We start from the raw sequence: 19624 nt of genomic DNA, 5'->3' as shown, positions 1-19624 counted from the left end.
GCGTATTCCTGCAGGATGTCTACGAGGTTCAGATTCTCGACAACTTCGAGAACCCGACCTACGTGAACGGCATGGTGGGGTCGATCTACAAGCAGTTCCCGCCGCTCGTCAATGCCACTTGGCCAGCCGAGAACTGGAACACTTACGACATCATCTACGCCGCGCCGCGCTTCGCGGCTGACGGTTCGCTCATTTCACCGGCGCGACTTACGGTGTTGTTGAATGGCGTGCTGGTGCAGAACAACTCCGCGCTCAAGGGCGGCACCACCTACATCGGTACGCCCAGCTATCGAGCACATGCCGAAATGCCGCTGCGCCTGCAGGATCATGGGCATCTGGTCCGGTACCGCAACATCTGGGTGCGCAAGCTTTGATGGGGACGTTGCTGGTTTCCTGACAAGAGGGAGACCGGTTCGAAGTGCCCTGTTCTGCCCGGTACTGCCGTCCTCGGGCTGCTCACCGAAGTGGTGAACGGCGCAAAGTGCGCAAGGTGTTGAKGCATCGAGACTTTCRATGAGTWGYGAGCGGTCAACTGCCGGATCTAGGTTCAATGACCGTTGCCGCTGGTATCGGCCATTAGGTCGCGAGATCTGGGTGACAGCAGCCAGTCTGAAGCACGCGCCTGTTTACGCTCGCTGACGCCCGCGATCCAGCGCGGCGGCCGCCATGCTGCCTATGTGCCTAAACACCGCGCTATGGCGCCATCTGAAACTCGACCCGCGCCCAATGTCCAAGCCCGTCCATGACGGTGAGCCGGTGCGCGCCCGCGCGCTCCACGTGCAGCGTCTGTGCCGCGCCAGCCGTCGTGCTGGCCGCCATCCATTGACCATCAAGCAGCCACGTCAGCCCCTGCTGCGCGCCGATCGCCTGCAGCTTCAGCACGACCTCGCGCTGGCCCGGCGCCGGGCGCAGCACCGTGCCGGGCTCCAGGCCGACGATGCRCAGGCGGTTGGCCGCCAGCTGCTGGCTGGCGCAGCCCGGTCGCCAGGCCAGGCGCTCCAGCGGGTGGCGCTGCTCGGCATCGAGGAAAGGCCCGAGCAGCGCAGGCCAGCGCACAGCCTCAAAACGCTCGGCCTCGGGCGCGCAACCGGGTTGCACGCGCTGGCCCGCCGCCACCCAGACAGGCTCTGCCAACGGCCCCGGTCGCAGCCGGTCGGGCAACGTCGGCGGCACGGCGCCGTCCAGCGTCCAGGCGATGCGACGCTGCAGGCATAGCGCCGGCTCGGTGGCGGCTTCGGCCAGGCCCAGCGGCCAGCAGATGGGCACGGCCGCCACGCTGTCGGGCCGGCGGCGCGGTGCGAGCTGCTGGCGGGCCTCGTCGGGGCCCAGCGCCGCCGCCAGGTCGCGCAGCAACGGTGCCGCCGAGTTGGCGCCGAAGTGGCCGGGGTTGGGCGTGCCGTCGGGCCGGCCAATCCACACGCCGAAGGTGTAGCGGTCCGTCACGCCCAGCGCCCAGGCGTCGCGAAAGCCAAAAGACGTGCCCGTTTTCCAGGCCACGCGCTGGCCGCTCTCGCGAAACGGTGAACCCGGCCGGCCGCCGTTCTCCAGGATCTCGCGCACGATGTAGGCAGCACCCTCGCTCATCAGCCGCGCCTCCTTCAGCGGCTCGTCGGGCATCAACCGCGGCCGGGCCGCAATACCGCCGCGCGCCAGCGCTGTGTAGGCGCCGACCAGCTCCTCCAGCGTCGTGCTGCCGCCGCCGAGGATGAGGCTCAAATTGGGCGCCGCATTGGCCGGCATGCGCAGCCTCAGGCCCGCATGGCGCAGCCGGCCGGCGAAGCGCTCCGGGCCCAGGCGGTCCAGCAGGTCCACGGCCGGCACGTTGAGTGAGCGCTGCAGCGCCTCGCTGACGCTGACGGGGCCCGAGAAGTCGGCCTGGAAATTGCCCGGCGCATAGCCGCCGAAGTTCTGCGGCGCGTCGATGAGCAGGCTCTCGGAATGGATGAGCCCTTCGTCCAGCGCCATGCCGTAGAGGAAGGGCTTGAGCGTGGAACCCGGCGAGCGCTTGGCGCGCACCATATCCACGTGCGCCCCGCGGCGCGCGTCGGTGAAGTCCGCCGAGCCGACGTAGCCGCGCACTTCCAGCGTGCGGTTGTCGACGACCAGGGCCGCCAGCGACACGGCGTCGGGCAGGCTGTTGAGCCGGTCGGTCAGCAGCTGCTCCAGGCGGGCCTGCAGACCGGCGTCCAGCGTGGTCTGGATCGTCGCCGCCGTCTGACCGTGGCGTTTGGCATCCTGGCGCAGTCGCTCGGCCGCCAGAGGCGCCAGCCAGCGCGCGCGCAGCGGTGGCGCAAAGACGCGCTCCAGCTTGGCGTCGGCCACGTCGGCAGCACTCCAGATGCCGATGGTCTGCATGCGCGTCAACACCTTGTCACGCGCCGTCTGGGCGGCCTGCACAGCCCGGTCCGGTCGCAGCCGTGTCGGTGACTGCGGCAACGCGACGAGCAGCGCGGCCTCGGCCTTGGACAGGTCCGCCGCGCCCTTGCCCAGGTAGGCCCGGCTGGCCGTCTCCACGCCCTCCAGCGGGCCGCCCATGGGCGCGAGGTTCAGGTACAGCGTCAGGATCTCCTGCTTGCTGCAGTGCAGCTCCAGCTGCAGCGCACGGGCGATCTGGCGCAGCTTGGCGGGAATGGTCCGGCCCGCCGCTCGCTCGTCCACGAGGCGTGCGACCTGCATGGTCAGCGTCGAGCCCCCGGAAACGATGCGCCCATGCCGCGCCCACTGCCAGGCCGCGCGCACCAGGGCCACCGGGTTCACGCCCGGATGCCAGCGAAACCAGCGGTCCTCGTAGTGCAACAGCGCCTCGGTGTAGTTGGGCGACACGGCTTGCGGCGTCGTCGGGTGGCGCTGCGCGCCGTCGTCACCGGGCCAGGCGCGCAGCGGCGTGCCGTCGGCGGCCAGCACGGTCAGCGTCGGCGAGTCGCTGGCAGGCGTGGGCAGCGGGCAGGCGAAGTCCAGCACCAGCACGACGGCGAGCAGGCCGGCAAGCGTGAGTTCGATGTGTCGACGGGTGATGCGCATCGGCATGCCGAAGACGATAGCCGAAGCGCCCCCCTAGCTTGCATTGCATCCAGCCCGCCCGCGCTGCGTAAAGACAAGGCCGCAGCGCTGGTTGTGTCCATCTGTTTGCGGTTCCACCCACGACCCGTCCAACAGGAGATGCCATGAAACTGCCCACCCGCGCGCCGACCCTAGCGCTCATCACCGCCAGCGTCCTCGCCGGCCTGGCCGCTTTGACGGCCCAGGCCTCCAGCCACCGCGAGGCCCCGTCGATTGGCGGCATGCCGCGCGTCGACGGCACCGACTTCTACCTGTTCAACAGCTACGAAGGCGTGGCCGCCAACGGCAGCGGCGGCCGTGCCGGCTATGTGACGCTGATCGCCAACTACCTGCCGCTGCAGGATGCCTATGGCGGCCCCAACTACTTCAAGCTGGACCCGAACGCGATCTACGAGATCCACGTCGACAACAACGGCGATGCGAAGGAAGACATCACCTTCCAGTTCAAGTTCATGAACACGCTCAAGGGCATCACCCTGCCCATCGGCAACCAGGTCGTGCCCATTCCGCTGACCCAGGCCGGCACGGTGAGCGCGCCCAATGCCGCAGCCCTCAACGTCAACGAGAAGTTCGCCCTGACCCTGATCCGCGGCGACCGCCGCACCGGCACGGCCAGCCCAGTAGCCAACCCTGCCGGCGGCACCTGGTTCGACAAGCCGGTGGACAACATCGGCACCAAGACGATTGCCGACTACCCGGCCTATGCCGCCCAGCACATCTACAGCGTCAGCCTGCCCGGCTGCGGCTTCCCGGCCAAGGTCTTTGTCGGCCAGCGCCAGGAGGCCTTCGCGGTCAATCTCGGCCCCATCTTCGACCTCGTCAATGCCGACGTGGGCGTCATCACCAACCGCAGCCTGATCAACGCGGCGGCGGTCAATTCCATCCAGGACAAGAACGTCACCTCGCTCGCGCTGGAGGTGCACAAGAGCTGCCTCACGCAGGGCAACGAGACCGTCATCGGCGGCTGGACAACGGCCAGCGTGCGCCAGAGCCAGATCGTCAACGCCGCACCGCCCAGCGGCTACGACACGGCCGTCAAGACAGGCGGCGCCTGGGTGCAGGTCTCGCGGCTGGGCAACCCACTGGTCAACGAGGTCGTCATCGGCCTGCCCGACAAGGACAGGTTCAACGCCTCGGCGCCGACGGGCGACGGGCAGTTCGCCACCTATGTCACCAACCCGACGCTGCCGGCCCTGCTGTCGGCCGTGCTGCCGATCGGCAACGCCGCCCCCACCAACTTGCCGCGCCTGGACCTGGTGACGACCTTCCTGACCGGCATCCCTGGCGTGAACCAGCCGGCCAATGTGGTGGGCTCGGAGATGCTGCGCCTGAACACTGCCATCGCGCCGCGGCCGTTTGCGATGCAGAACCGCCTGGGCATCGTCGGCACCCTGCGCGATGGCGAGAACCCGCCCGACCTGGCCGGCTTCCCCAATGGCCGCCGGCCCAAGGACGACATCGTCGACGTATCGCTGGCCGCCGTCATGGGTGGCCTGTGCTGGCTGAACAACGGCGGCGCGCTGTTCGGCCCGGCCTGCACCCGCGCCGTGGTGCCGCTGGGTGCCACCTCGCTGGAGCTTCACGACGGCGTCGACCAGGCCGTGGTGCCGCTGCTGCCCGGCTTCCCGTACCTCAACACGCCCAAGCCAGGCGCGAAGTGAACCCTTCCAGGAGCAAAGCCATGAATCGATTCCTCGGCGCCGTGGCCCTCGCGGCCGCGCTCTGCAGCAGCGGGGCGGCACAGGCCGGCCTCGTCACCTTCGACAACCCCGGTGTGATCGACATCGATAACAACACCGGCATTGCCAGCTACAGCGAGGCGGGCTATGTCATCAGCGGCCCGGCCGCGAGCTTTCTGCCCCTGGACGGCGCCATGGTGGGCGGCTTCGACACCACGCCCTTCGCGCTAAGCTTGCTCGGCGGCGGCGTGTTCGGATTGCAGTCGCTCGACATCGCGGCCTATGACCTGGGCTTCGGCCCCGGCATGCTGGCCCTGGTCGGTATGCTGGGTGGTGCACAGGTGGCTTCGCTGAACATCGACCTGGCCAATGCCGGACCGTTGGTCTTCGACAGCAGYTGGGCCCAGCTGACCTCGGTCAGCTTCTCGGCCACCAGCGGCTTCGCCCTCGACAACATTGCCACGGTGCCCGAGCCGGGCAGCTTCGCGCTGGCGGGCGCGGCACTGTTGATCGCGGCAACGCGTCGGCGGCGCTGAGCTGAACGTCGTGGCCGGTCCCGGCGCTTCAGCGCGCCGGGGTCGATGCCGCGCGGGCGGCACGCTGCAGCTGCAACTCGGTCTTCAGCCACTGCGCGCTCTCCACCGGCGCCTTGCCGGCACAGCGCACCAGATACGGCTTGCCGCTCATGCTGCTGGTGGCCGCGCCGCGCTCGATGAACTGCTCGGCCGTCTTCACCATGTCCTTGCCTTCCAGATAGTCCAGCTTCTTCAGCAGGTGGGCCTTGGCTTCGGCGCCGGCATACCAGCTGCCGTTGCGGTTGAACTCGCAGCCGGAGGCTTGCAGGCGGGTCAGCAGGGCGTCGACCTCGGCGCGGGCGACGGGTGGCAGCGGTGCGGCGTGGGCCAGGCCGGCGGCCAGCGAAAGCAGAAGGGTGAAGGCAGTGCGCATGAGCCGGATGCTACGAGGACAAACACGTGTCCGACCACAGCGGCCGCGAGGGTAAAACTGCCTGATGAACGACACCTCGCAACGCTGGCAGGTCCACCCGGAAGTCGCGCGCGCCGAGACGCTGGACAAGGCCTTCTACCTCGACCCCGCCGCGCAGCGTCTGCAGTACGAACGCGTGCTCGCGCGCAGCTGGCAGTGGCTCGCTGACCTGCATGGCGTGCAGGCGCCGGGCAGCCTGCAGCCCGAGACGCTGCTGCCCGGCAGCCTGGACGAGCCCCTGCTGCTGTCGCGTGACGCGACCGGTGCGCTGCGCTGCCTCAGCAACGTCTGCACCCACCGCGGCAACCTGCTCGTGCAGCAGCCGTGCCAAGGCGCCGCACAGATCCGCTGCGGCTACCACTCGCGCCGCTTCGAGCTGGACGGGCGCATGAGCTTCATGCCCGAGTTCCAGCAGGCGCTGGACTTCCCCCGCCCCTGCGACAACTTGCCGAAGTTGCCGCTGCAGGACTGGGGCGGCCAGGGCCTTGTCGCTTTGGAAGACCCGCTGGACACCTTCGATGCCTTCTTCGGCCCCGCCATGCAACGCCTGCACTGGCTGCCGCTGCAGGACTTTCGCCTGGACACCAGCCGCAGCCGCGACTACGAGTTCGACGCGCACTGGGCCCTCTACGTCGAGAACTACCTCGAAGGCCTGCACATCCCCTTCGTGCACCCGGGCCTCACGCAGACGCTGGACCTGAGCCAGTACCGCTATGAACTGCACGAGTGGAGCAATCTGCAGCTGGCGGTGGCGCGGGCCGACGAGACAGCCTTCGAGCTGCCGCCAGAGGCCGCCGAATACGGCCAGCGCATCGCGGCCTACTACTGGTGGGTGTTTCCCAACCTGATGCTGAACTTCTACCCCTGGGGGCTGTCGCTGAACCAGGTCACACCTATCGGTCCGGCGCGGACACGCGTGCGCTTTCGCTCCTACGTGTGGAAGCCCGAGCTGCTAGACAGCGGCGCCGGCGGCGCGCTCGATCAAGTCGAGATGGAGGACGAGGCCGTCGTCATGACGGTGCAGCAGGGGCTGCGGTCACGCTTCTACCAACATGGGCGCTACTCGCCGACGAGGGAGCAGGGGGTGCACCACTTTCATCGGTTGATAGCGCGTGCGATGGGGGATTGAAACAGCATTGCAATCGTCATCGGCTCTGCGGCGAAAACACCCTCTCGATCAAGTCGATCACCTGTTCTTCCGCCTTCGGGCAATCGGCGCGGCCGGACTGGAAATCCAAGAAATAGAGAGTGTCCGATGCCATGATCTGGCCCGACCTCCGGTCTGTAATTCGCACAGACGCGCTTGAAAGCGAATCGAAGGCTACTCCCGGCGACTTGGCCGGCGGGCTCGTTTCGCCCACTACAAGTTCGTAGCGCGCCGCAGGCTCCTGAATTTGCGTGTAGACCAGGGCCTCGCAAGCAGACGATCGAAAGAAGCTTGGTGGCTGTACCGACTGGCGTCCTTCGATGAAGGCCAATCCCAAACGTCGGCACCGTTGCACGTCACTTTGCAGCAACCGGATCAAGGTATCCGCTCTGAAACGCGACAGTTTCTGGACAAACGCGGGATCTGCACTCACAAGCAAGGTTCGAGCACCAGAGGAGGGAAGCTCTCCAGGAGGAACCGTGGAAAGCACCTGCAGTTGTCGGCTCTTGCAGAACTGCGAATAGGCTCGATCCGCAGCAACCTGCTCATCGATGACGCGGCGATTGCGGGCATCTCGTTGGGCTCTCTCCTGTTCGCCGGACATCTCGATACGCCGCCACACCCAAGCTGGCGGCAACACCAGCAAAGCGAAGACTGCAATGAGCGCCCACCGAGATCGAAAGCCCATTGCAGCCAATACGACCAAGGCGATCAGGTACGGCAGCACCGGGCCGACTAAGCCGCCCACACCGATTGGATCGGATGTACCGGCCCAGGAAGCCTCTCCGAGCGTTGTCAACGTTGCTGCGACGACCACAYGGCTGATGCCACCCTTGGCTGTGCCCCGCATGCCGACGGTGAGTCTCACTTCTTGTCCACCACCGTAATCTCCCCCTCCGCCTTCCCAATCCCCCTCACCTCCGGCCGATACATGTCCTCCGCAAACGTCGCCGGCACCACGTACTTGCCCGGCGTCACGGCGCGCACGAGGTAGAAGACGTCCAGCGTTTGCCCCAACGACGCGGCGGCGACGAAGCGGTCGTCGCGGTACTCCATGTGGACGATGCGTTCGTTGGCGTTGGCCTGCGCGATGTTGACGCCCTCCACCGTGAACTCACCAGCCTTCGGTCCCTGGCTCAAATTCAGGTTTTCGATCTCGAAGCCGGCCGGGATGCGGTCCACCACCAGGCCGTCCTTGATGGACTGCGGGGCCTTCACGCGCAGGCGCACGACGAACATCTCGCCGGTCGTGAACTGCCGCGCCGTCACAGGCTTGCCGTCGGTCGTGAACATCGCGCGTTCGACCGAGATGCGGTCGCTGGTCGGCGCCAGCGGCTTGGTCGGGTAGCCCTGGGCGGTCACGTCGAGGTACAGCGGCGCCGCGCCCTCGTTCTTCAGCGCGATGCCCGACTTGAGCTTGGCGAGCTCGAAGCTCTGCTGGCCCACGCCGCTGCCGGTCCAGGCGTCGGCCTTGGCGCCCACGTTCAACGCTGTCTTCCAACCGTCGTCCTTGCCTGCGCCGTTGGTGGCGGCCTGCACGGCCAGGAAGAGGGCCAGGCGCTCCTGCGTCGAGTAGTAGTTGCGGCGGCTGAAGTCGTCGGACAGGTCGAACAACAGGTTCTCGCGCTTCTCGTGCGTGACCTTGTGGCGCAGCAGCAGCGCATAGGCCAGGGCCCGGTCGCGCACGCGTGAGCCGTAGTCGCCCAGCCACTGGCTCCACCAGTAGTTGTTGGGGTCATCGGGCTGGTAGCCGTAGCCGCGCTGCATGGCGTCGTCCAGGGCCACCTTGGCACGGCCCTCGTCGCCCATCAGTTTCAGCGCGAGGCTCAGGTGCACCAGCGGCAGGGGCGACAGCGCATGGCTGCGGTACTGATCGTGCAGCGTGCGCAGCGTGGCCAGCGGCGCCTTCTGCTCGCGGGCCAGGATGTAGCCGGCGTGGGCGGCCTCGGCAAAGCGCTGGTGGGCGATGCGCATGGTCTCGGCGTCGCGCCAGTCGGCGATGCGGCCCTTGTCGTCGCGCTTGGGATCCTTGGCCGGTGTGGTCTGCTGGGCCGGGGCGCGCTGGAACTGCTCCAGCAGGTTGTCCAGCGAGCGCTTGAGCTGGGCCTCGGGCACGGCGAAGCCGGCGTCGCGCGAGTCCTGCAGGAAGCCGGTCACGTAAGCCGACAGCCAGCCCTCGTAGGGACTGCTGGACGCCCACAGCCCATAGCCGCCCTTGGGTTGCTGCATGCTGGCCAGGCGCGCGAAGGCGCTGTCCAGACGTTTGGCGCGCTCCTCGCGTGGCACCGGCGTCATGCCCCAGCGCTTTGCCGCCTCGTCGTCGATGAAGACGAGCGGGTAGGCGCTGGACGTTGTCTGCTCCAGGCAGCCATAGGGGTACATCAACAGGCCCTTGACCTGGTCCTTGATGTCGATGGGCGGCGTGTTGGAGACACTCAAGCTCACGCTGGCCGAACCGGCCCAGAAGGCATCGAGCAGGGCCTTGTCCAGGGCCTGCGTGGCGCCGGGCTCCAGGCGGATGCGCCGGCTCTCGCGCACCAGTGGCGTGATGGGCTGCACCTGCAGCGCTGCCTCGCGGGTGATGCTCAGCGGCCCAGCCGTCACTTTGACCTCGATGGGCGCCAGGCCCGAGGCATCCAGYGCCTCGGCCTGGAAGCGCAGGATCTGGCGCTGCTTGTCGGCCAGCTTGAGGCTCTCGGCACCGCCGGTGATCTTCAGCGGCCCGCTCGACGTGACCGACACCTTCACGTCCTGCGCCGCACCGCTGAGGTTGGTCACATCGAGTGCGATGGTGGCCTTGTCCCCCGGCGACACGAAGCGCGGCATGTTCAGCTCGGCCACCAATGGCGCGGCGACCACCGTTTCGGCCTGCGCCGAGGCATAGCTGTCGGCACTCGAAACCACCGCCATCACCCGCAGCGTGCCGTTGAAGTCCGGCAGCTTCAGGTTGATGGTCGCCTCGCCCTTTGCATCCAGCTGCACCGGGCCGCTGAACAGGTCCACCAGCAGCACCTTGCGCGGCATGGACTGCGAATCGCGCTTGCCGGCGTCGCCGCCGAAGCGCTGCTTGGCCACATTGCCCTCCATCTTCTCGATGAGGCGGCCGTAGAGGTCCAGCATGTCGGCGCCGTAGCGGTGCTTGCCGAAGAAGAAGTCTTGCGGGTCGGGCGTCTTGTAGTTGGTGATGTTGAGGATGCCCACATCGACTGCGGACACAGTCACGATGGCCGGCTTGCCGGCGAGGGCCGGCACCTTGACGCTAATGGGCAGCGCCACCGATGGCTGCGTCTTGGCCGGCACGGTCAGTGCCAGCTTGGGCTTGCGGTCCTCGCGGTTGAGCGGCAGGTGCACCAGGCCCAGCGCACGAGCCGGCGTCACCTTGTCGCCCTGGCTGCCGGGGCGGAAGGCGGCGACGGTGATGTAGAGGTCGTGGCGGGCCCAGCTCGCATCGACGGGGATATCGATGTCCGTGYCGCTGGCCTTCACGCCGATGCGCTTGGTCCACAACACGCGGTCGCCTTCGACGGTGACGATGGCCTCGCCGTCATGCGGCGGCTTGATGGCCAGCTTGGCCACGTCGCCCGGCTTGAAGGGCGCGCCCTGCAGCTTGAGCTGCACGCGGTCGGGCCGGTTGCCGATGTCGTCGGCGTCCTGGGCGCCATAGCCGGCGTAGAAGCCATAACGCATCGTCAAGCCGGTCTCGGGGTCCTTCACCTCCAGGCGGTAGCGGCCCCAGCGCACGGGCAAGGCGATCTTGGTGCGGGCCGTCAGCGCGAGGCTGCGCGCCTCCACCAGCTCCTCATTCACGTTGAAGCCGGAGTTCCAGCCGCGGCCGTCGTCATAACGCCAATACCACTGGCGTTCCTCGTAGATGAGCTTGAGCTGCACTTCCTTGCTCGGCTTGAAGTTGCCGCTGGCATCGACACGCGCCAGCTCGAACTCGGCCAGGCCGTTCTCGGCCGACACATTGCGGTCGAACAGCGGCCGCGCGCCGATCAGCACCGGCGCCGGCCACCACGTGCGCTCGATGGCGCGCACGACCGGGCGGCCGCCGGACTCCAGCAGGCTGAAGGCCGCGCGAACGCGCATCGGCGACTTGCGCTCGCCAAACGCCGTCGCGATCTTCATGCTGGCCTTGCCTTCGGCGTCCAGCTCCTGCTCTTCCAGGTCCTGGCGGTTCTTGGCCTTGTCGTCAGCGAGGTCGCCAAAGATGAAGCCGGGCAGCTTGGCCGGCAGCGGCACAACCAAGCGCTCGGAATAGGCACTGCCCTGCAGCCGGTTGCCGCCGGCGGGTGCGCCGTAGAGGTAGTCGCCCTGGGCCTGCACCGTGATGCCGCCGTCACCGTTGAGGGTGCCCTCGGGCGCGGTCAGCGTGAGCTTCATGCGCTCGGGCAGGAACTCCTCGACCTTGAAGACCCATTGCGCGTCGGGGGTCTTTGCACCGGGGTCGACGCGGGCCTGGATGGTCCAGCCACCGGTGGGTGCGTCGGCCGGCAAGGTGATGCCTTGCTGGTAGTAGCCGGTGCCCGTCTTGCCCGGCTGCACCAACTGCTCGACGAGCTTGCTGCCGTCGGGCTTCTTGACGGTCAGCGTGATCGGCAAGGGCTTGGGCAGCGGCTTGCCGTCGGCATCACGCGCCAGCACGGACACCTGGAAGTTCTCGCCCGGCCGATACAGGTCGCGGCCGGCGTAGACGAAGAGCTTGTTGCTGCGCGAGGGGTGGCCGGTGGCGTCGAACTCGCTCAGGTCCAGCGCCGCGTCGCGCAGCGACAGGATGGACATCTCCTTGCCGCGGCGGGCCAGCACGGCGCGGGCCTTGTCGCTGCGGCCGGTGAACACGGCGTGGCCGTCGCCATCGGTCTGCGCCTGGGCCAGCGCCTTGCCGTTCTCATCGACCAGGCTGAGCTCCACGCCCGACAGCGCACCGCCGCTCTTCAGCGAGGTGGCGAACACATCCATCTGCTCGGCATGCCGGCGCAGGTGCAGGCCGACGTCGGTGACGTAGTAATGCGTGACCTGGTAGTCCCAGCCAAAGCGGCCGGGCTGGTTCATGATGGCCACGTAGATGCCGGGCTCCTGCAGCTCCTTGATGCCCTCCACGGGCAGGAAGCTGACGTTGCGCCGGTTCGGCCGTGCATCGGTCGTGAAGCGGCCGAGGTAGACGCTGTCGCTCATGGCGCGCAGCTCGTCCAGCACCCAGCCGCCCACGGTGCCCTTCAGGCGCCGCTGGTTGTCGTTGTAGCCGTCGTAGTAGTAGCCGCCCTCGCCGTCCTCTTCGCCGGAGTTCACCTGGCGCTCGCGGCGGCCGCTGACCTGCTCCAGGAAGGCCGGCAGCGAGGCCGGCTTGATGCGCAGGAACTGCACATCCACTTCGGGCGTGTTGATGGTGACGACAGGCAGGCCGCCGTTCTGGCCGGCCGGCAGCACCAGGCCACGGCTGGCGAAGTAGTAGCTGTCGGGCATGGTCTCGCTGACAGCCTCGCACTTCTGCGCGGTCGCGAGCTTGGCGCCGGTTTTCGCCCCCAGCTGGGCGTTGAACGCGAAGCGAAAGCTGCGGTCCGGTGTCACGAAGGGCAGGTAGAGCACGCGGGGGTTGTCGCCCAGCACCCAGCGGGCGGCCAGCGGCTTGAAGCTGGCGTCCGGCGCCGGCTCCTTCTTGCCGTCGGTGGTGGTTGGCGCGGCGCCTTCCTGCGCGCTGACGAGGGCGCCGAAGTCCTGCTTGCTGTCCAGCGGCTGCGTGAAGCTCAGCGCGATGGCCGGCGAGCCGTCGAAGAGTCGGGCCTTGCAGTCCAGCAGCGCAAAGGCCGCCTGCTCGCCACCGATCTCGGCGCTGCTCGGTAGGGCCGGTTGCCCGAGCTTTTGCGACGCCCACCAGCCACCGCCCAGCACCGCCACCACACCCACCAGGGCCGTGACGGCCTTCTTCCACGCAACCATCGAATTCCTCCCCGCAATTTGGCGAGGAGTTTAGGTAGCGATCAGCGGCTGTCCACGGAAGGTTTCTTCTCGCCGCGGGCGCTGATCGAACCCTTGGTGCCGCGGTTCGTCATCAATAGGTAGCTCGCCGTCCTAGGGGGATCGGCGCCACATCGATTGACCCTCCCCAAGCGCAGGCGTAGAAAAGCCTCGGCCCGCAGTTCGCCGGGCGGTCAAGGAGTGGCTTCATGAAATTCCGGCATCTTCTGGTGGGCCTGACCGCCCTCGGCTGCGCCTTCGCAGCATCCGCAGGCTCGACCATCGCCAGGACGTCGGCCAGCGCGCTTGGCACGCAATTCGACCCGCCCGTGGACGATTTCGACAGCGGCACGTTCAGCGCCTCGTCATCGGCCGCCGGCAACGGCGCTGGCGGCACGGCTGATGCGTCGGTGGCCCTGGGTGTCATCAAGCTCTACGCCTCCAGCTTCGCCGGCGCCGGCAACCACCTGGGCACCGCCTTTGCCGAAGGCGCGTACGGGGAGGACATCACGATCAGCTCGGCCGGTCTCAACGGTACGCAGGCGCGCGTCACCATGGGTGTCACGCTGCAAGGCATGATCGACCCGACCGGGGGCGGCTATTCCTCGGTGAACTTCTCTTTAAACGGAGCCGGTTTCCTCGGCAGCTGGGGCGCCCACTCGAACCCTGCATTCCCGGGCGGGTTCCCAGTCGACTTCGTCAGCGCCGTGGCTGGCGGCCCGCTGTACTACTCGGGCATCCACAACATCAAAATCACCATCACGCTGGGCACGCCCTTCACCTTCACGGAGCGGCTGACGGTGTCTGCGGGCAAGATCGACTGCTTGAGCGACCCGCAATGCAGCACCAGCGAAGCAGCCTCGGTCACTGCCGATTTCGGCCACTCTTCGTACTGGAACGGCATCTCGGCGATCTCGCTGCTCGACCCCAACACCGGCCTGTACGTGCCGGCGGACATGTCGCTGTTCACGATCACGTCGCCCTCGGGGCTGAACTGGGCCCAGTCCTTTGCTCCGGTGCCGGAGCCGTCCTCGCTGTGGCTGATGTCCCTGGGCGGGCTGCTGGCCGCCTGGCGATACCGTTCGCTCGCCCGATCCCACCCGCGGTAGGCTCGTTTCCCCGCCGGATAGGAGCTTGGTGCTGTGCTTGATGCCCGGCTCTTGCATATCCTGGCAAGCAGCTTGACACGGTAGGCGCTGCCGCGCGGCGCCTGGTCGTGCGCAACGCTTGAGCGCTTGAACGGCACCAACCCACCATGCTGGACAAAATATGGTGAAAATGTTCATAATGGTGGACATTTTCGAACCGGATTACCTGTCCGATGCCCAGCAAACCGCCGGTCGTTTTCCCCCAGGAGCAGCGTCTTCTTGCTGCTCTTGGTGAGCGGCTGCGCCTGGCGCGGCTGCGCCGCAAGCTCAGCTCCATGACCGTTGCGCTCCGGGCCGGGATCTCGCGCTCCTCCCTTTACAACGTGGAGGCTGGCGATCCCGGCGCGACACTTGGGACCTATCTGAGGGTGCTCGCCGTACTGGGCCTCGAGAAGGACATCGAGTCGCTCGCGGCCGACGACCAGGTGGGCCGCAAGCTTCAGGACCTGGCGTTGGAGCCCAAGCCCGCTCGAAAGCGCGGCGCCATGCCAGCGTCCTCGCCGAGAGGATCTTGATGAGCGGCTCGAACCTGGAGGTCTGGCTCGACTGTGATCTTGAAGACGCGCGGCGTGTAGGCACGCTGTCTCACGATCGCGGCCAGGTCCGTTTCGTCTACGAGCGGGACTGGCTGAAGGACCCGATGGCATTTTCGGTCGATCCCGATTTGTCCCTCGGCGACCAGCCCTACTTTCCGAAGCCAGAGCTGGGCAACTTCGGCATCTTCCTGGACTCGTCCCCGGACCGCTGGGGCCAAACGCTCATGAAGCGACGAGAAGCTCTGCAGGCGAAGGACGAAGGCCGAACGCCCCGGAACCTTTATGCCTGGGATTTCCTGATCGGCGTTCAGGACTTCACGCGTCAAGGCGGGCTGCGATTCCGCCTGGAGGGCGCCGAGGAATTCCTCGGCGCCGAAAAGATGGCCGCACCCCCCGTGACCAACCTGCGCGAGCTCGAGGCCGTGGCCACGTTGCTAACGAGCAAGCGCATCGACGATCTTGACGCGCTGCGTCGGTGGCTGGCCGTGCTGGTGGCGCCAGGCGCTTCATTGGGCGGGGCCAGGCCGAAAGCGAACTTCGCCGAGCAGGACGGCTCGCTCTGGATCGGGAAATTCCCATCGCGTGACGATGACCGGGACATAGGCGCCTGGGAGGCCGCTGTCCACACCATGGCCAAGAGGGCCGGCGTCAGTGTTCCAGCCGCCCGCGCGGTCAGGTTGAACAGCGAGTTCCACACCTTCTGCGTCCAGCGATTCGATCGCGAGAATGGCAAGCGGCAGTTCTATGCGTCCGCCATGACGCTGCTCCGGCGGGAACAGAGTGAGGGCGCGAGCTACCTTGAGCTCGCCCAATTCCTGAGTGCCGGTGGAGACCCTGCATACGTCGCCAGCGACCTCAAGCAGCTGTTCCGTCGAGTGGCTTTCAATGTCGCCGTCGGCAATCGAGACGATCACCTGCGCAATCACGGGTTCCTGCTCGGCAAAGATGGCTGGCGGCTGTCTCCTGCCTTCGATGTCAACCCGAACGTCGACAAAGCGGAGCATGTGCTCAACATCGACGATGTCGACAACCGCCCGAGCATGAGCACGGTGCGGTCGACAGCTGCGTTTTATCGACTCACAGACGCCGAGGCAGGCGCCATCGTCGAAGAGGTGGCGACCGTGGTCGACCAGTGGCGCGACGTCGCCCGTGGAGCGGGCATTTCCGGCGCGGACATCGAGGTCACGGCCGGCGCCTTCTCGGCTCACCGGCAGTACAGGGCAGATGCACTGAATGCCACGTCGCAACCGATGGCCGCGGCCAAGTCTCGGCGGTCAATGATCCGGTAGCAAAACTCACTGGCTGGCATGGTGTTCGCGGCACCGAGCCTGCTTGTCGAAATACCTAGTTCCGCCGTTCGCCGCGTGCGCTGATCGAGCCCATGCCCGACACCGAGCGCTGCACCGACGGGTTGCCGAAGTAGTCCACCGAGCCGATGCCCGAGATATTGGCCGCCAGCTCGTCGGTCACCCACAGCAGCACATTGCCGATGCCGCTGACGCTGACACGGGCGCGCTGGGCCTGCAGGCGGTCGGCGACCACCTTGCCCTTGCCGGAGATCTGCAGCGCCAGGTCCTCAACGCGCCCGCCGAGCTGGCCGTCACCGGCACCCGAGATGACAAAGGTGAGCTGCTTGGCCTGCAGCTGGTCCAGCCGCACCAGGCCTGCGCCGCTGATGAAGAGCTTGAGCTGGTCGGCGCGCAGGGGCAAGGGCGCGTGCACGTCGCTGGCGCCGGACAGCGACAGCCCCTTCAGCTGACGCATCTCCACCTGCACGAACAGCTTTTGGCTGTGCCAGAACTTCCAGCCGCCGGTCGGGCGAATGATGAGCTGGCGGTCGGCCAGCTCGACCTCGACGCTCTTCTGCACCTCGGCGTCGCCGGCGATGAAACATTGGTCGCGCTCGCCCTGCACGAGGATGACGCGCGCCGCGCCGGCCAGCTCCAGGCGATCGAAGGCGCCGGGGGCGTAGATGCGGCCGGGCATTGCTGGGGTGGCCGGCGTCGCTGGTGTCGCTGGTGTCGGAGGAGTGGCCGGTGTTGCTGGTGTCGCCGGCGTGGCGGGAGTGGGGGGCGTCGCTGGCGTGGGGTGCGGGTGAGGCTGGGCCTGCGCCAGGCCGAGGGCTGCCAGCAGCAACGCCGGCAGGAGGCGCCTCTTCAAGGTGTTGGTCTTCATAGCGACTGCTCCCTCAACATCTTGGACACCTCACGGTTGGCCGTGATGCGCGTGCCGTCACGCAGCTGCACGACGAGCTGGGAGTTCTCGTCCGGGGTCATGCTCTCGACGAAATCCAGGTTGACGATGCAGCCGCGCTGCACGCGCAGGAACTTCATCGGGTCCAGCCGCGTCTCAAAATCGGCAATCGGCAGCCGCACCAAGAAGCTGCGGCCCTTGCTGGTGATGGCGGTGTATTTGTTGTCGGAGCGCAGGCACTCGATGGCGTCCACCTGCAGCGGGAAGATCTTGCCCTGGTCGCGCACCAAGAGGCGCGTCAGCGGTGCGTCGGCCGGCGCGCCCAAGGCCTGTGCCACATCGGCAGGGCTTGGCGAAGCGTCGCGCAGCACATGGCTGATCGCCTCGTCGAAGCGCTCGCGCGAGAAGGGCTTGAGCAGGTAGTCCACCGCATGCAGCTCGAAGGCCGTCAACGCGTGCTGGTCATAGGCGGTGGTGAAGATGATGCGCGGCTGGTGGGCCTCGCCTTGCAGAGCCTGCACCACCTGCAACCCCGTCAGGCCCGGCATCTGGATGTCCGTCAGCACCAGCGCGGGCTTGAGCGCGCGGATCTGCGCCAGCGCGTCGTCGCCGTCCTCGCAGACAGCCACCAGCTGCAGGCCCGGCGTGGCCTTGACCCAGTCGGCCAGGGCTTCGGCGGCCAGGTGTTCGTCTTCGGCGATCAGGACGGTGGTGGTCGTGCTCATAGCTGTGGAATAAAAAGGTCGACGCGAAATCCTGCGCCGGGAGCGGTGTGGATGCGCAGGCGCGCCTGGCCGTCGTAGTCCAGCGCGAAGCGCTTCTTCAGCGCCGCCAGGCCCACGCCGCGGCGCTGGCCGGGCTTGGGCTCCAGGGCCTCGGGCTCGCAGCCGGGGCCGTCATCGGCCACGGCCAGGTCCAGGCCATGGTTGAGGGCATTGCGGCGCGCGGTGATGGTCACCTTGCCGCCGCCCTTGCGGGTGGCCACGGCATGCAGGATGGAGTTCTCGACCAGCGGCTGCAGCGTCAGTGGCGGCAGCTCGTCGGCCATCACGCGCTCCTCCAGGTCCCAGTCCACGCGCAAGCGCGAGCCCAGGCGCAGGGCTTCCAGGGCCAGGTAGTCGCGCAGGAAGTCGATCTCGTCGGACAGCATCACGCGGTCCTCGGCGCCGCGCTTGGTGTCCAGCACATAGCGCAGCATGGAAGCGAACTTCAGCAGCGAGGCCTCGGCGGCGGCCGGGTCCTTGCGGGTCAGGGCGATCAGCGAGTTCAGCGTGTTGAACAGGAAATGCGGGTTCAGCTTGCCGCTGATGGCCGACAGCTCGGCCTTGGCCAGGGCGMTTTCAGCCTGGGCGGCGTGCACGGCCGCCGAGCGCGCCGCGCGCGACTGCAGCACGGCGGTGAAGGCGGTGGCTATTGCTGCGTAGACCACGAAGCCCCACACCGAGCGCCACAGCAGGCCGGCCAGCAGCACGGCGCCGGCGTGGTCGGTGCCGAACAGGGCGGCGTTGACGGCGAACTCGCCCGCCTGCCACAGCGCCGAGAAGGACAGCGCCGCCATCGCGTGCGCCAGGGCGGTCGCGGCCGCGCCGGCATCGGTGCCGTGCAGGCGGCGGGCCACCGGCCAGACGGCGACGCCCAGCAGCATCGGCGCCCACAGCATGGTGGTGGCCTGGTAGACGGCCAGCCAGAACGGGTCCAGGCCGCGGTCGAACTCGCTGCCCGCCAGCACGAACAGGCACCAGGCCAGCGCGCAAGTCCCGGCGTACGCCAGCCACAGCCGCACATTCGGGCGGCGGTTGCTGGAGCGGGGGTCGGGGGAGTTCATGGCTTCATCTTAGGGAGCCCCATCGGGCGGGCGGCGGGTGGAGAGACGAAGTGCGGACCCCGGGGTGCGGGATGCGGTCTACGTGGAGTTGCTGACGGGGTTCGGCGAGCCCCTCGGCATAATTCGCCCCTTCCCCATCGAATTCGGACGAGCGTCATGGCCAGCGTCAACAAAGTCATCATCATCGGCAACGTCGGCAAAGACCCCGAGGTTCGCTACAACCCCAGCGGCGGCGCCTGGGTCACCCTCAGCCTGGCGACCACCCGCAACTGGAAGAACCGCGAGAGCGGCGAGCGCCAGGAAGAGACCGAATGGCACCGCGTCGTCTTCAACGACCGCCTGGCCGAGATCGTCGGCGAGTACGTCAAGAAGGGCCGCCCCCTCTATGTCGAAGGCCGCCTGAAGACCCGCAAGTGGCAGGACAAGGAAGGCCGCGACACCTACACGACCGAGATCATTGCCCAGGAAATGCAACTGCTCGGCGGCCGTGATGGCGCCGGCGGTGGTGATGAAGGCGGCGGTGGCGGCGCCAGCTACGGCCGTGGTGCTGGTGGCGGCGAAGGTGGCGGTGGCGGCTACAGCCGTGGCGGTGGCGACGAGGGCGGTGCCCGCCCGGCAGCGCGTCCGGCCGCGGCCCAGCGCCCGCCCGCTCCGCGCGCTCCGGCTGCGGCGCCCAAGGCGGCGACGGGGTTTGACGATATGGATGACGATATTCCGTTCTGAGAACGAGACATATCAAAAACGAAAGGCCCACGGCGAATGCAGTGGGCCTTTTTCTATTCGTCCTGCAGACTCAGATCCCACGAGCGCTTTAATGCACCGCTTATCCATCATCCTGTTTTGCGCCACCATGCTTGGGTTTATGGCTTGTGCCCGCGCCAATTCGTCAGAGACTTGGTCGAATGCAATCATCGAGCATTCCAAAGGGCACGAAGCTGAATTCCGACGAATTGCTAGAAACCTATGCGAGAGTGGAAACTTAGAAGCCCAGCTAGGCTATGGTCGATTCTTGATTGGCAAGCAAGAGTACCAAGAGGCGGAAACATGGCTGCTTCAGGCAAGCAAAAGCGGGACGGGCGAGAGCCAATATATGC

16 protein-coding genes are annotated in these 19624 nt (G+C 67.3%); 9 read left to right on the top strand and 7 right to left on the bottom strand.

The genetic code is table 11. The features are described 5' to 3' along the window. A partial coding sequence (locus ACXJKR_RS06860) for a 3-keto-disaccharide hydrolase (protein WP_457321831.1) occupies positions 1 to 374 on the top strand: 374 nt, incomplete at its 5' end. A gap of 319 nt (positions 375 to 693) precedes the next feature. Here the strand turns inward: ACXJKR_RS06860 and pbpC are convergent. Beyond that, positions 694 to 3021: a penicillin-binding protein 1C gene (pbpC, locus tag ACXJKR_RS06855; RefSeq protein WP_457321833.1), complete on the bottom strand. Its 2328-nt coding sequence runs from the start codon at positions 3019 to 3021 to the stop codon at positions 694 to 696. Positions 3022 to 3164: 143 nt separating this feature from the next. Here pbpC and ACXJKR_RS06850 point away from each other — a divergent pair, with 143 nt between their 5' ends. Together ACXJKR_RS06850 and ACXJKR_RS06845 are read left to right on the top strand one after the other, a co-directional pair. Further along, entirely contained in the window at positions 3165 to 4721 is a 1557-nt protein-coding gene (locus tag ACXJKR_RS06850; RefSeq protein WP_457321829.1) for a DUF4331 domain-containing protein, read from the top strand. Between the two features lie 20 nt (positions 4722 to 4741). Beyond that, on the top strand, positions 4742 to 5275 hold the full coding sequence (locus ACXJKR_RS06845) for a PEP-CTERM sorting domain-containing protein (RefSeq protein ID WP_457321827.1): 534 nt from the start codon (positions 4742 to 4744) through the stop codon (positions 5273 to 5275). Between the two features lie 28 nt (positions 5276 to 5303). Here the strand turns inward: ACXJKR_RS06845 and ACXJKR_RS06840 are convergent, their stop codons facing one another. Beyond that, positions 5304 to 5687, bottom strand: coding sequence for a DUF5329 domain-containing protein (locus tag ACXJKR_RS06840; protein WP_457321825.1), 384 nt, complete (start codon positions 5685 to 5687; stop codon positions 5304 to 5306). Positions 5688 to 5751: 64 nt separating this feature from the next. Here ACXJKR_RS06840 and ACXJKR_RS06835 point away from each other — a divergent pair, with 64 nt between their 5' ends. Continuing rightward, positions 5752 to 6855 (top strand): aromatic ring-hydroxylating oxygenase subunit alpha, encoded by a 1104-nt coding sequence (locus ACXJKR_RS06835; RefSeq protein ID WP_457321824.1) that lies wholly within the window; start codon positions 5752 to 5754, stop codon positions 6853 to 6855. 16 nt (positions 6856 to 6871) lie between these two features. On the opposite strand, the gene ACXJKR_RS06830 is transcribed toward ACXJKR_RS06835, so the two are convergent. Further along, positions 6872 to 7741, bottom strand: a complete 870-nt coding sequence (locus tag ACXJKR_RS06830; protein WP_457321822.1) for a hypothetical protein — start codon at positions 7739 to 7741, stop codon at positions 6872 to 6874. Then, on the bottom strand, positions 7738 to 12810 hold the full coding sequence (locus tag ACXJKR_RS06825) for an alpha-2-macroglobulin family protein (RefSeq protein ID WP_457321820.1): 5073 nt from the start codon (positions 12808 to 12810) through the stop codon (positions 7738 to 7740). Before ACXJKR_RS06825 ends, ACXJKR_RS06830 begins: the two co-directional genes overlap by 4 nt. Positions 12811 to 13037: 227 nt before the next feature. Here ACXJKR_RS06825 and ACXJKR_RS06820 point away from each other — a divergent pair, with 227 nt between their 5' ends. The 3 genes from ACXJKR_RS06820 to ACXJKR_RS06810 all read left to right on the top strand — a co-directional run bounded on the left by ACXJKR_RS06820 (position 13038) and on the right by ACXJKR_RS06810 (position 15801). Next, positions 13038 to 13937 carry a PEP-CTERM sorting domain-containing protein gene (locus ACXJKR_RS06820; RefSeq protein ID WP_457321818.1) on the top strand — a complete coding sequence of 300 codons (900 nt, stop codon included), beginning with the start codon at positions 13038 to 13040 and terminating at the stop codon, positions 13935 to 13937. A gap of 212 nt (positions 13938 to 14149) precedes the next feature. Then, entirely contained in the window at positions 14150 to 14491 is a 342-nt protein-coding gene (locus ACXJKR_RS06815) for a helix-turn-helix domain-containing protein (RefSeq protein WP_056191376.1), read from the top strand. Further along, a complete protein-coding gene (locus ACXJKR_RS06810) occupies positions 14491 to 15801 on the top strand; it encodes a type II toxin-antitoxin system HipA family toxin (RefSeq protein ID WP_457321816.1) in 1311 nt (436 codons plus the stop codon). The genes ACXJKR_RS06815 and ACXJKR_RS06810 overlap by 1 nt, the downstream gene beginning before the upstream one ends. Before the next feature lie 55 nt (positions 15802 to 15856). On the opposite strand, the gene ACXJKR_RS06805 is transcribed toward ACXJKR_RS06810, so the two are convergent. Genes ACXJKR_RS06805 through ACXJKR_RS06795 form a run of 3 tightly spaced genes read right to left on the bottom strand, consistent with a single transcriptional unit; the run spans position 15857 to position 18530 of the window. Further along, complete coding sequence (locus tag ACXJKR_RS06805) at positions 15857 to 16672, bottom strand: head GIN domain-containing protein (RefSeq protein WP_457321814.1); 816 nt, start codon at positions 16670 to 16672, stop codon at positions 15857 to 15859. An 11-nt stretch (positions 16673 to 16683) separates the two neighbouring features. Continuing rightward, positions 16684 to 17430 carry a LytR/AlgR family response regulator transcription factor gene (locus ACXJKR_RS06800; RefSeq protein WP_457321812.1) on the bottom strand — a complete coding sequence of 249 codons (747 nt, stop codon included), beginning with the start codon at positions 17428 to 17430 and terminating at the stop codon, positions 16684 to 16686. Beyond that, a complete protein-coding gene (locus ACXJKR_RS06795; protein ID WP_457321809.1) occupies positions 17427 to 18530 on the bottom strand; it encodes a sensor histidine kinase in 1104 nt (367 codons plus the stop codon). Before ACXJKR_RS06795 ends, ACXJKR_RS06800 begins: the two co-directional genes overlap by 4 nt. 156 nt (positions 18531 to 18686) lie before the next feature. Between ACXJKR_RS06795 and ssb the strand changes: the two genes are divergently transcribed. After that, positions 18687 to 19253, top strand: a complete 567-nt coding sequence (ssb, locus tag ACXJKR_RS06790; protein WP_056191367.1) for a single-stranded DNA-binding protein — start codon at positions 18687 to 18689, stop codon at positions 19251 to 19253. A 91-nt stretch (positions 19254 to 19344) separates the two neighbouring features. Next, positions 19345 to 19624 (top strand): hypothetical protein (locus tag ACXJKR_RS06785; RefSeq protein ID WP_457321807.1); only part of this gene is annotated, 280 nt, incomplete at its 3' end.

The sequence above is a fragment of the Roseateles sp. P5_E11 genome (genome assembly GCF_054049355.1).
The sequence above is the reverse complement of the archived record's forward strand: the minus strand, read 5'-3'. Positions and strand labels throughout refer to the sequence as shown.

Bases quoted from the DNA above. Each gene is read 5' to 3' on its own strand.
- ACXJKR_RS06850 (WP_457321829.1), top strand. From the start codon at position 3,165: ATGAAACTGCCCACCCGCGCGCCGACCCTAGCGCTCATCACCGCCAGC.
- ACXJKR_RS06840 (WP_457321825.1), bottom strand. From the start codon at position 5,687: ATGCGCACTGCCTTCACCCTTCTGCTTTCGCTGGCCGCCGGCCTGGCC.
- ACXJKR_RS06835 (WP_457321824.1), top strand. From the start codon at position 5,752: ATGAACGACACCTCGCAACGCTGGCAGGTCCACCCGGAAGTCGCGCGC.
- ACXJKR_RS06820 (WP_457321818.1), top strand. From the start codon at position 13,038: ATGAAATTCCGGCATCTTCTGGTGGGCCTGACCGCCCTCGGCTGCGCC.
- ACXJKR_RS06815 (WP_056191376.1), top strand. From the start codon at position 14,150: ATGCCCAGCAAACCGCCGGTCGTTTTCCCCCAGGAGCAGCGTCTTCTT.
- ACXJKR_RS06810 (WP_457321816.1), top strand. From the start codon at position 14,491: ATGAGCGGCTCGAACCTGGAGGTCTGGCTCGACTGTGATCTTGAAGAC.
- ACXJKR_RS06800 (WP_457321812.1), bottom strand. From the start codon at position 17,430: ATGAGCACGACCACCACCGTCCTGATCGCCGAAGACGAACACCTGGCC.
- ssb (WP_056191367.1), top strand. From the start codon at position 18,687: ATGGCCAGCGTCAACAAAGTCATCATCATCGGCAACGTCGGCAAAGAC.